This is a genomic window from Streptomyces paludis (assembly GCF_003344965.1).
Lineage (GTDB): Bacteria > Actinomycetota > Actinomycetes > Streptomycetales > Streptomycetaceae > Streptomyces > Streptomyces paludis.
Genome location: NZ_CP031194.1, coordinates 4266858 through 4278739, shown reverse-complemented (window position 1 = coordinate 4278739; position 11882 = coordinate 4266858). Strand labels below are relative to the sequence as shown.

Sequence of the window (11882 nt, the reverse complement as noted above, 5' to 3'; positions counted from 1 at the left end):
CCCTCTCAGCCTCTTTCACTACGGCGTGGGCTGATTCCGTGCAGGCCGGCCTCGCACATCAGGCGCTCGACCCGTTTGCGGCCGGTCGCGGCGCCCTCGCGCCGCAGGACGGCGGGGACACGTGGGGAGCCGTAGACGACGCCGGAGTCCGCGTGGATCTGTCTGATCTTCTCGGTCAGTTCCGCGTCCCGGCGGCTGTGTTCGCAGGGGTCATTCTCGCTTCGGCACCAGCGGTAGTAGGTGGAGGAGGGGATGTGCCGTTCCCGCAGGACGGGCTCGACACCGAGGTCACCGCGTTCCTTGAGGAACGTCAGTACCTTCGCCGGGTCGCGTCAAGCTCTTGGGCGAAAAAAACCGAGCCGGCTTTGAGGATCTCGTTCGACCGCTTGAGCTGGGCGTTCTCCTTGCGCAGGACCGCGAGTGCCTCGCGTTCGGCGGTGGTCGGCCGGTCGTCGAGCTCGCCGTGGTCTGCCTCGGCCTGACGGATCCAGCCCCGCAGAGCCTCGGGATACACACCCAGCTCGTCGGCCATCCGCTTGATCACCGGCTTCGGCTCGGTGGTGCAGCCCATCCACACCGCACGCTCACGCAACTCCAGCGGATATTTTCTCGGTGCAGGCATCGTCGATGTTCCTCTCATAAGTCCCATCTGACCCTCTGCCAGCATCCTCCGCATCTCGGGTCGAGTAGCCGGAGGGAATCGCACCCTCCGGCCCTCACAGAACCGTGCGTAACGATCTCTCGTTACACGGCTCTTGTCGCTCTGGTCACCAGACGGCGGGAGCCCATGTGACCCATCGCCAGTGGGCGAAGAAGCCCGGCCGCAGCCGGATCGCCCTCTCCCACGAGTCGCGGGCCTTCTTGTGCCCCTGCAGCCGCTTGTACTTCTTCCGCATCCATCGCACCAGGTAGGCGTTGATGCGTCCCAGGAGGGGATACAGCGCGGACCGGTAGAACGCGCCGTAGTAGTTCATCCAGCCTCGCACGATGGGATTGATCCACTGCGCGAGGTCCGCTTCGGAAAGACCTGTGTGCTGGTGCAGCCGCCAGGACCGCACCTGCGCACCGATCGCCTTCAGAGCGTCCTTGCTGATCGCGGGCATGAAGGAGCTGAACATCCGCCCCTGCTTGTCCCGCGCCCCGCGAGCCCGGAAGGTGAACCCCAAGAACGTGAACGCCGTGTCCCGGTGAGGGCCTTGGCGCTTATTGTCCTTGCAGTACACGACCCGGGTCTTGTCCGGGTGCAGCTCCAGTCCGACCTCACGCATCCGTTTCCCGAGCGCCGCCAGGACCTCACGGGCCTGGCGCTCGGTGACGCAGTGCACAACCGCATCGTCCGCATACCGCTCGAACCGGACAGCCGGGAACTCCCGGGCCAACCAGGCATCGAACGCGTAATGCATGAACAGATTCGCGAGTACGGGTGAGACCGCTGAGCCCTGTGGGGTTCCCCGGTCCCGCTGCACCAGCGTGCCGTCGGGCATCGCCAGTGGCGCGGCCAACCACCGCTTCACATACAGCAATACCCACGGCAGATCGCAGACCGCCTCGACCGCCTTGACCACCAGAGCCCAGGGGACGCTGTCGAAAAACGCCCGGATGTCGAGATCGATCACCCAGTTCGTCTTCCAGCAGCGTTCCCGGCAGGCGGCCACCGCATCGAGCGCGGAACGCTGCGGACGATAGCCATAGGAGTCCGGATGAAAGACAGGCTCGGCCCGCTCCTCCAGCACCCTGGCCACCACCGTCTGCGCTACCCGATCAGCCACACCCGGCACACCAAGCACTCTGATGCCCCGGCCGTGCGCCTTCGGGATCTCGACCGCGCGCACCGGCGGCGGGAAGTAGCTACCCGAGGACATCCGGTTCCAGATCTTGAAGAGGTTGTTCTTCAGATCGGACTCGAACGCCTCAAGCGACACCCCGTCAGCTCCGGGCGCACCTTTGTTCGCTCTGACCTTCTCCCACGCCTCCCAGACTGCCCGCTTCGAAATTACGAACGGCTTGTCCGGCGCTTTCTGCTGATCCACACGACTCCTCCCGGAGAACTTCCGGTTGATCGAACGAACACAGCCACGAACGACCCGGCTCTTTCGCTCCGCCCCCGTTCCAGGGACATCACCACTACTACGAACCGGTCCGCCGGCACACCCGGCATCGGTACTCGACCCCTCACGGTCTTCACCGATTCGGGGCACTCCCTCTCGCCCGTCCACGTTGACGGGCAGCATCCGGACGTGCCTTCTCCTGTTCCACACGGACGCCGCAGACCGGGCTCACGCCACCTCCATGCCGGACACCACCTGGCCAGTCAGCGGACTCCCGCCAGGCTCATCCCGGAACTTTCCCCACGCCCCGGTTTCGATGTCACCTCATGAGTAACGACACGTCAGCAGTGGTTCACTCGCGTTCGTCTTCCCGGCCCCCACCTGACGCCTTGACCAGCGCCTTTTCCTCATCGCTCACCACGACGGTCTTCAGCCAACGCAGCATGAGGCGGTTTGAAGCCTCCCTCCGCAGGGCGACTCCGAAGGGCCAAAACCTTCATCATCCGTGCAGCATCGCTCCAGATCGTTCTTCCTACATCGAACTCTCCTTCACGTTCAGGACACACGGGGAACCTCAGTTCAACTCACTGACACACGCCCGGGACAGACAGCTGAGGCACGGAGCGGAAACCCGGACTGACGACACGCGACGACCAGCACCGAGAATTCGTGCCGGTCAGGCGAGGGCGGGACCGCTCGTAACCTGCCCTCACGGCAGAGGTCGGCGGCCCGTTCACGGCCGAAGGGGGTGGGGGTAGCGATCACTCCGAGCAGGAGCTCCTGGGCGAGTTCGATCAATTTAGGCAATAAATCGAATCATTTTGGACAGATTAGATCCACTTGGGTTAGCGGCTTGCGACTTCGCTGCGCCGGAGCCCATGCTCTGCTCAGGTTCGGAGAAGCGGAAGGTGTCCGGCCATGGCGTCGTGCCATGGCGGCTTCTGACTCGCGGACCTTGGAGTTCCCGTGGACACCCCTGTCCTGCGGGCCGGTTGGGCATGTTCGCCAACCCCGGCACGCGCATCGGAGCCGAATCGGCTCCCCCGTCGGCAGATCGTCGGCGACGGCACCTGCCTCGCCAGGTCCTCTTGCAGCCCCTCCCCCTTGCCTGCGGCATACCGCGGTCCGCATGGGGAGACGACGTGACCACTCCCCCCTTCGAGCCGAGCGTCGACCAGCAGACAGCTCTCGTCGAGCACCTCGTGAGCGCTGTGGTCAGCGACGCGACCGGAGAAGCCCAAGGCGACATGTGCCTGGGCGAGCCTCCCAGCGCCCGGTACTTCATGGAGAGCCTCGGCCCCCACACCGTCGAACCTGGGGGCACGGCTCCGAGGTACGGACGCACCACTCCGGACAGCCTCGGGTTCGAGTTCGAGGCCGAGAACGCCAGCTCCGTCACGGTAAAGGCACAGGCTTCGTTCTACTACTCGGCCCTGCCGACCCGAGCCCAGCAGCTGGAGTGGGCTGGCGACCGTGAGGAGCCTTACAGGTTGGCACCGTTGTTCAGACGACTCGGTGTGACGGTCGGCCCGGTGGAGATCGTCCTGGGGCACGAGGCCGGCCTGCGTCAGACCCTGGAGGGTGAGTTCCGGCACGCCTTCACAGAGGCCGTCGAGCTGGCCCTCCGCGATCCGCGGATCGATCGCCGCGTGGGGAGCGACCGCCGAGAGCGACTGGTTCCTCCTGCTGCGATGGAGGACGACAAGTCCTTCGAACAGTGGCTGGCGCGGGAGGTTGGCGGAGACCCCGTGGTGCCGTCCCCCGCCGCGCACGTCGTCGTCACGTCGAGGCCGGTGGCCTCCGGACGGCTCCGGGTGACCGCGACCCTGCAAAACCTCGCCACAGACCCAGTCGTGACCGTCCAGGGCCGAGGCAGTAACGCCGGCCGCAGCCGTCGCGACGAGGCGAGGGACAACGCCCTGTTCCGCGCCGGACTGGAGGTCGTGGGAGACCGCCTCCTCCCCATCGTGATGGACCTCGGTGCTGACGCCTACCGCTACTCCGGGGAGCTCGGAGCGTACGCGAACAACTGCGGTATCGAGCCACGGTGGCACGACGGCCGCCTCGTCTCCGTACGCAGTGTGCCCGTACCTCAGCATGACACCCACCGCGCGGTGGCCCGGACCGACGAACGCTGGGGTTACGCGGCGCTCGCGACGGACCCGCTTCCGGTTCTCGACGACCTCGCAGACGAGATGGAGGCGTATCTCGACGCTCCCGTCTGGAACACGGCAGATCTCCAGGACAGGCCCGAGTTGGCCCTCCGCAAGGAATCCGACCGAAGGGCCGCCGCGCTGGAGGTCGCGCGTTTCCGCGACGGCATTGCGTGGTTGCGGCGGGACAGTCGTCTCCTGGTGGCGTTTCAGCTAGCGAACGAGTCCATGACAGAACTCAACACGCGCAAGAAGCGGAAGAACGGAGGATGGCGCCTCTTCCAGCTCGTGGCCATCGTCAGCCAACTCGGCGCGCTGGCCTGGCGGGAGCACCCCCAGCACCTCTTCACGCCGGGACTCTGGGGTGACGACGAAGACGTGGACCCCACAGAGGCTGCGACGGTCGTCTGGTACCCGACCGGAGGCGGTAAGACCGAGGCCTATCTGGGGCTGGTACTCGTGTGCATGTTCTACGACCGAACCCGAGGGAAGAAGGTCGGGGTCTCGGCCTGGTGCCGCTTCCCCCTCAGGCTTCTGACCCTCCAGCAGACGCAGCGGCAACTCGACGTCATCGCTGCCGCTGAAACCGTCCGAGACCGAAACGCCGACCGCATCAGGCAAGTCGGCGGCGATCCTGGGTGGCCCTTCTTCATCGGTTTCTACGCCGGCGGTGGCAACACCCCCAACTCGCTCACGTCCGACCGCATGCTCGACCGCCTTCGGTCGAGCGAGGCAGAGCGGCACGCGTACCGACTCGTACACGACTGCCCCTACTGCGGTGAACGGTCGGTGCACATCCCGCCCCCCGACCCTCAGCGACTCAGGCTCGAGCACGTCTGCGGCAACAAGCAGTGCGGCAAGGTCCTTCCGATCGTCGTGGTGGACACCGAGATCTATCGCTACCTCCCCACGGTCGTGGTCGGCACTCTGGACAAGCTGGCCAACATCGGACTCTCGGACCGGTTCGGTGCGCTCATCGGCGACGTCGACTGCTGGTGCCCTCCGCACGGCTTCGGTCGCGGTGGGAAGTGCCACGAGCGCCACGCGCCAGGCCACCCGAAGTCGTCACCGAGAGCCCTGGACACCCCCCTCTACGACCCCTCCCCCTCCTTGGAGATCATCGACGAACTCCACATGGTGAACGAGGAGCTCGGAGCGTTCTCGGGACACTACGAGGGGCTCCTGGCTGAAGTCCAGCGCACCCTGACGTCCAGACACCGTCCCGACGGGCGAGGCGTCCGTATGAAGGTGGTCGCGACGACCGCGACCATCCGTGGCGAGGACCGCCAGAGCGAGCACCTCTTCGGCCTGAGGTCGGTCGTGGTGCCTCTCCCCGGGCCCAACCTCGACGAGAGCTTCTACTGGCGCCTCGACCGAAGCCTCCCTCTCCGTCGCTTCGTCGGGGTCATGCCTACCCGGGGGACGGCCGAGATGACTCTGGTCAGGATCCTGACGTCCGCCCACCGGGCCCTCTGGAAACTCGACCAGCGCCGTGGCCTTCCACCCGCTCTCGAGACATGGCCGGAGGAGGAGCTCCGTACGGTCGTCGACCTTTACCGCACGAGCCTCACGTACGCCACCACGCTCGTCGACTTCGGCCGTATCCGCCGTTCGCTGGACACCCAGGTCAACGAGGCGCTCCGCAGAGAGGGCTTTCCGGATCTCCGCGTGGCCGAGCTGAAAGGCGAGACGCGCTTGGACGAGGTACGTAGCGTCCTGGACGACCTGAGCAGCCCCAACGGCAACACGGGCATGGTCGTGGCGACGAGCATGGTGAGCCACGGGGTCGACGTGGACCGGTTGAACCTCATGCTGTTCAACGGCATGCCCAGGTCCATGGCGGAGTACATCCAGGCGTCCTCGCGAGTGGGCCGCGCCTACCACGGCCTGGTGTTCATGCTCTTCAACCCGGTGAGGGAGCGGGACCGCTCGCACTACCGGTACCACGGCAAGTTCCACGAGTACCTGGACCGCATGGTCGAACCAGTGGCGATCAACCGCTGGAGCCGGTTCGCGGTACGCAGGACCCTCCCCGGGATACTGATGGGCCATCTCCTCCAGATCGCCAACCGCGACTGGTGGCGTGCAGGTAACGCACCGGGGCACCTGCACGACCTCTCGAAGATGCAGGCAGCTCTCCATGATCCCTCTCGCGGGGGCCTGGAAGGTGTCCAGCTCACCGAACTGCTGGAGGCACTTCACTCGGTCTTCCAGTCGGATCGCCCGGAAGGACAGGAGCTCCGCAGCGATCTCGAGGAGATGGTGGAGCACGCCCTGGCCAGTCTCCGCTCCGCAGGTGCCTCTGCCGCTCTCGCTGGCGGGAACAACCGGGGATACCGCGCGACGGGAGACTACCTGGGCCTCGAGTGCCGACCCATGACGAGTCTCCGCGACGTCTCCGAGGGCATCCCGTTCCACATCGTGTCCGACGGCCGGAGGTCGTGATGGCGTTCAACCCGAAGAACGACGAGATGGCCCGCGGCCGGGGCCAGGTCCTCTACCGGTACCGCCCAGGCCAGACCTTCGACCACCGCGGCGGCTACACCGCTCAGGTGGTGCAGATCGGGCGTGACGAGGAGTTCGACGGACCCTCACTCGATCGTCAGCACCTGATCCAGGAAGCCATGCGGTTCGTTCGCAGATGGCGGGCCGCCGGCCGTGCCTTCGTCACCGGATCCGACCGGGCGCCGGAATTTCCCGGGGACGAGGACCGACTCGCCGATCGCCACTACGAGGTCGTGGTCCCGGGCAAGGTCTTCTGTCGAATCTGGCCTCGGGTGGTGCGCTGTTCCAGTGGAGCATGTGGGCACGTCTGGACGGCCAGTGACCCGCGGCCCGGAACCGACGACTGGCCGCCGGCCTGCCCCGCCTGCGGCAGTGTCGTCGGCAATCGGCAGCTCCAGTTCGTCTTCGCGCACAAGTGCGGCGAGACGTCGCCCATGTACCCGCCGAGCAAGTGCCCCAGAGGCCACACCCGGTTCAGGCTCGACGACCGCGCCAGTCGGTTCCGTGACTTCCGCTGGGAGTGCATGACCTGCGGTTTCCCCCTGGGCGTGCAGTGGAGCTGCAGCAACTCCTCATGCAGTTACCCGGACAAGTTCATGAACCCTCTCCTTCACACCGCAGGGACCGCGCATGTCGGCCAGGGCCTGACCCTCGTCAACGTGACCACGACCGAGGAAGCGACCCGTCAGAGCAACCCCCTCTACACTGCGGCCGTACTCGGCTGGTGGCTCGGAGAGATCACTGAGGACGAGTTCCGACGGGTCACGGACGGGCACACGGTTGACGTCCCGAACGAGGTCGTCCAGAGCATCCGTGTGATGGAGGACGCCGGCCTGCACGACCAAGCACGTGCCCTGCAGGCACGCTTCATGCCGGTCGAGATGGACCATCTGCGGGACCGGGTGGGCAAAGCTCTCGGACTCGACACCGAGAGCGACGACGCCCGCGGGCTCGCAGCCGAGCTCCACACCTACCGTCGCGTCCTCAACCTGGAACGCCTCGCCGTCCCTCGTCTGCAACGAGAAGCACGCAACGCCGAGCGACGCGCCCTGTACGAACGCTACCCCGGCGTCCTCGCGGCTGCCGGCCTCAGCCGGGACACCTGCCTGGTGAGCGATCTCCCCATCACCTACCTCGCGATCGGCTACAGCCGGACCGGTTTCAGCCCCGAAGAGGCGGATCTCGTGCCCTACCGGGGGCGCGCCTCACGGGGTGCCCCCGAGAAGACCCTGCTCTACGCACACCCCACACAGGCGGAAGCACTGCTCTTCCCGGTGGACCGGGATCGGGTGAGCCGGTGGATGGTCCGCAACGAGCTCATCAGCCAACGTGCTCTCGACGATGCCGGGGGCGTCGCCCAGTGGCTGGTGCACCAGCTCGGCCCGAGCGACGGCAAGGCCCTCTCCCATGAGACACGCCCGGCACCGGGACATCCCGACCTCCCCGTTCACGAACTGTTCGGCCTGATCCATTCCCTGTCGCATCAGCTCCTGCGCGCGCTGGCGGTCGACAGCGGGTACAGCGAGACCAGCCTCTCCGAGTACCTGTTCCCGTACGACCTGGCCTTCGCCATCTATCCCAACGGTGGCAGCGAGTTCAGCCTCGGTGCCATGCGGACCGTACTCGAGCAGAACCTCGACGCGGTCGTGAGCCGGGCCGTCGACAACGACTCCTGTCTCTACGACCCCAACTGCATGATCACGAACGAAGGCGCCGACCACGGCTGCCTCCAACTGCCCGAGACCGCCTGTCAGTCCTGGAACAGGAACCTCTCCCGCTGGCACCTGTTCGGTTCTCCGGATGGTTCGAGAGTCGGGTACTGGGACCCGACTCTGTGAGCGCCCGGTGGGGAGGGCCCGTTCTCGGTCCTTCCCCACCACCCCCTGCCCAACGTCGCAGGGCCCGTTGACCGCTGACCGTGCACGAGTGGAGCATGCGTGAAACCCGAACTGGATCTGCTGGACACCATCGCCAGCGCTCGCGACCAGGTCCGCATGCTGCCGGGCTGGGACTCGGGTCCGGATCGGATCTACGAGCTGCTCCGGACCGCGACGAAAGTGCGCGCGATGGAGATCAGCGCAGGAGTGACGAGCGAACTGCCCTGGGAAAGCGTCCTCGCCCAACTTGTCGTATGGCACCACGACTATCCCGTCGGCACGGGTACGTGCACGGAAGAGGAAGCAGCCGATATCGTCCTTGCCGCTGCGGCGGCCCATCGGTTGGACCTTCTGGAGACAGGCGTGCGGAATGGCGCCTACCGAGTCCGCATGACGGGAGGCGACTTCCGAGTGCGTCACAGCTGGGACGTGTCGACGGAAGTGGCCGACATGCTCCTCGAACACGACGCGCGACCCACACGGGTACCGAAGTTGTCGGCGGTGGAACTTCAGTGGATCGCCACCCGGCCCGCCGGTTCCCGGAGCGGCCCACCATCGGAGGTTCTTCGTGCGTCCGTCCGACGTGCCACCGAGACGATCGATGTGTACCGCCGGTCGGTGCCCGAGGGGCAGGTACCCGACGACTTCCCCTTGGGCGACGGAATGACCGCCGGCGACATGATCAGCGTCTTGGCCGTGATCATGGGAATTGCCTCCCTGAGCGAGCACACGGCGCACAGGCTGTCCCGGTTGGAGGCAACCCTCGTCCACATGCCAGCCTCCAGGTTGATGGCCGTCATCGCGAAGATGTGCCGGAACACCTCGGAGGTACACCAGGCGTTGGTGGTGGAGAGACTCACCTACCGGCCCGGTCGCTCTTGCAGGACCTCGCCGTTGATCCGGCATGGGGACGTCGTGATCATCTGCCCGCCCCTCGTGACCCCGAGAGCCGTGGATCCGATCATGCTGCGTTCGGCTGCTCGTGACTACAGGCGGTTCGGCCCGACAGGAAGGGCGCAGGGTGAGCGCGCGACAGCATGGGCCACCTGGATGCGTACCATCCCAGGCACCCTGGTCGCGGAACGAGTTCCGGCGGCCAGAAACGACGGCAACCCTGCTGGTGATCTGGACGTGATCATCGTGGATCCGGTCAAGCGCCAGGGCCTGTGCCTCGAGATCAAGTGGCCGATCGAAGCTCTTTCTCTGCACGAGGTCATGAAGGTCGAGAACTGGATCACGTCCGCAGCCCAGCAGCTGGGCCGCCTGAGGAAGGAACTCCTGGCAGGCACCGCCACCACCCAGATGCCGTCCGAGTGGCCTGCGTTCGGTTCCGTTGACTGGACCTGGTGTGTCGGCACCCCTCAGCAACTCAGTACGCAGCCTCTTCCCGTGCCGGACATGCACGCCACATCTCTTCGGTACCTACAGGCGCTGGGGACCCCACCCGACCTCGATGCCTTGGTGACAGCCCTGACCAGGCCGGACCTCCCCGTTGACGGGGTGCATTTCGACGTACGGAGAAGATCGTTTCCTGTGGGTCGGCGCCAAGTACATCTGGATGCAATCCGGGTACGCACCACCGATTGGCGCCCACGCTTGGGATAGTCAGAGCACCATCGGTCTGCTTCTCACGAAGGGCAGACCCGGACCAGGGGGGCGACGAGGCGTACGGATGGCGCCCATCGCCTCGCGTCGGCAGGACATCCCGCTCGACCACCCGCCCCCGGCCGAACGGCGTGGGTGGATAATCCCGACCAGTATCAGAAACCGGAAGCAGGCTGGAAACTCGGCATGATGTACGACATAGCGGCTCCGGAGCCGGCGGGCATGGTCGCCTCGCTCAGTTCGCTCGGGTACTCGTTGCCTGCCGCCATCGCGGATCTCGTCGACAACAGCGTCTCCGCTGGGGCGTCAACCATCGACGTCGAGTTCACCTGGGCCGGACAGGACTCGTGGATCGCCGTTGCAGACGATGGTGCCGGGATGACCGCCAGCGAGCTCGTGACCGCCATGACTGTGGCCGCGCGCGGCCCTGCGACGCCACGCAGCTCGACGGACCTGGGGCGCTTCGGCGTCGGACTCAAGTCGGCGTCCTTCTCACAGGCCCGGCAGCTCACGGTCGCCACCGCCACCTCCGACGAGTGGCACGTGCGCACGTGGGACCTCGACGTCGTCGAGTCGTCTGGCGAGTGGCGGCTGCTTCGCGGCGCGGACGAGGCGACCACCGAGCTGCTGGAAAGGATCCGGGGGACGGCAGGCCACGGCACAGTCGTGTTGTGGCGTCGCCTCAACGGCTACCACGTCGACGCGGTGACGGTGGAAGACGAGCGGACCCAGAAGCAGTTCTACGCGGAGGCCGCCCGCACGGAGTCCCATCTGGGAATGGTCTTCGCGCGCTTCCTCGTCGGAGGCCGACGCCGCAACCTCCGGGTGTCCGGTTCTCCCGTCGAGCCCTGGGACCCTTTCCTGTCCCGCCACCCGTCCGTACAACCGCTTCCCGTCGAGCGCCTGCCCCTGGGATCGGGTTCTGTCCGGGTGGAGGCGTTCGTCCTCCCCAGCGCGCAGAGGCTCGCCCCGGCCGAGTACGAGAAGGCCGGCGGTCCGCGTGGCTGGCTCGACCAGCAGGGGTTCTACGTGTACCGCCGGGACCGTCTGATCCTGGCGGGCGACTGGCTCGGACAGCGCGGACTACGTCGCGAGGAGAAGTACAACCTGGCGCGGATCGCCGTGGACATCCCCGCCGAGACAGACGTCGAGTGGAGTGTCGATGTCCGGAAGTCCAGCGTCGTCCCGCCCGTAGCCTTGCGTTCCCACCTCCGTCGCATCGCCCTGCAGGCCAGGAGGAGGGCCGCCGACGTACTGCGGTACCGCGGGCAGATCGCGGCGCGCACGCATGGGGATCCGCTCCTCTACGCCTGGAACGTCCGTCGTGTCGACGACCGGGTCACCTGCAAGGTCAACCGGGGGCACCCCCTGGTGAAGGCAGCTCTGCGTCCTGGCGCTGCAAGCTCGGACGACGTGCGTGCCCTGATCCGTCTGCTTGAGGAGACCGTGCCGGTCACCGCCCTCCGCGTGATGCACGAGACTGACACCAGCGACGATCCCGAGCCTTTCGGGGGTCCCGGCCCCGCCGACGCCGGGGCCACGGAGGTCGCACAGCGGATCTACGAGGCACTGGTCTCGGACAGCCGCTCGCCTGCGGCTGCTCGCGAACGCCTGCGAACGATGCCCCCCTTCGACCAGATGCAGGGCTTCTGGAACGGGTGATCCCGTTGTCAGTGGCCCCGCATAGCCTGCCC

At 66.5% G+C, this 11882-nt stretch carries 7 protein-coding genes; 4 read left to right on the top strand and 3 right to left on the bottom strand.

Translation table 11 applies throughout. The features are described from left to right. Window positions 1-5 precede the first annotated feature (5 nt). From DVK44_RS37645 to ltrA, 3 genes are all read right to left on the bottom strand, one after another. Window positions 6-179 carry an IS3 family transposase gene (locus DVK44_RS37645; RefSeq protein WP_269439643.1) on the bottom strand — a complete coding sequence of 58 codons (174 nt, stop codon included), beginning with the start codon at window positions 177-179 and terminating at the stop codon, window positions 6-8. 131 nt (window positions 180-310) lie between these two features. Then, entirely contained in the window at window positions 311-622 is a 312-nt protein-coding gene (locus DVK44_RS18995; protein ID WP_162793952.1) for a transposase, read from the bottom strand. A gap of 145 nt (window positions 623-767) precedes the next feature. Next, on the bottom strand, window positions 768-2030 hold the full coding sequence (gene ltrA / locus DVK44_RS18990) for a group II intron reverse transcriptase/maturase (protein ID WP_114660721.1): 1263 nt from the start codon (window positions 2028-2030) through the stop codon (window positions 768-770). Between the two features lie 1160 nt (window positions 2031-3190). Between ltrA and DVK44_RS18985 the strand changes: the two genes are divergently transcribed. The 4 genes from DVK44_RS18985 to DVK44_RS18970 all read left to right on the top strand — a co-directional run bounded on the left by DVK44_RS18985 (window position 3191) and on the right by DVK44_RS18970 (window position 11850). After that, window positions 3191-6646, top strand: coding sequence for a helicase-related protein (locus DVK44_RS18985; protein WP_114660720.1), 3456 nt, complete (start codon window positions 3191-3193; stop codon window positions 6644-6646). Further along, window positions 6646-8544, top strand: a complete 1899-nt coding sequence (locus DVK44_RS18980; RefSeq protein WP_114660719.1) for a hypothetical protein — start codon at window positions 6646-6648, stop codon at window positions 8542-8544. Before DVK44_RS18985 ends, DVK44_RS18980 begins: the two co-directional genes overlap by 1 nt. A 99-nt stretch (window positions 8545-8643) precedes the next feature. Beyond that, window positions 8644-10188 (top strand): hypothetical protein, encoded by a 1545-nt coding sequence (locus DVK44_RS18975; protein ID WP_114660718.1) that lies wholly within the window; start codon window positions 8644-8646, stop codon window positions 10186-10188. A gap of 186 nt (window positions 10189-10374) precedes the next feature. Further along, complete coding sequence (locus tag DVK44_RS18970; RefSeq protein WP_114660717.1) at window positions 10375-11850, top strand: ATP-binding protein; 1476 nt, start codon at window positions 10375-10377, stop codon at window positions 11848-11850. Window positions 11851-11882 lie beyond the last annotated feature (32 nt).

Bases quoted from the DNA above. Each gene is read 5' to 3' on its own strand.
- DVK44_RS18995 (WP_162793952.1), bottom strand. From the start codon at position 622: ATGCCTGCACCGAGAAAATATCCGCTGGAGTTGCGTGAGCGTGCGGTG.
- DVK44_RS18980 (WP_114660719.1), top strand. From the start codon at position 6,646: ATGGCGTTCAACCCGAAGAACGACGAGATGGCCCGCGGCCGGGGCCAG.
- DVK44_RS18970 (WP_114660717.1), top strand. From the start codon at position 10,375: ATGATGTACGACATAGCGGCTCCGGAGCCGGCGGGCATGGTCGCCTCG.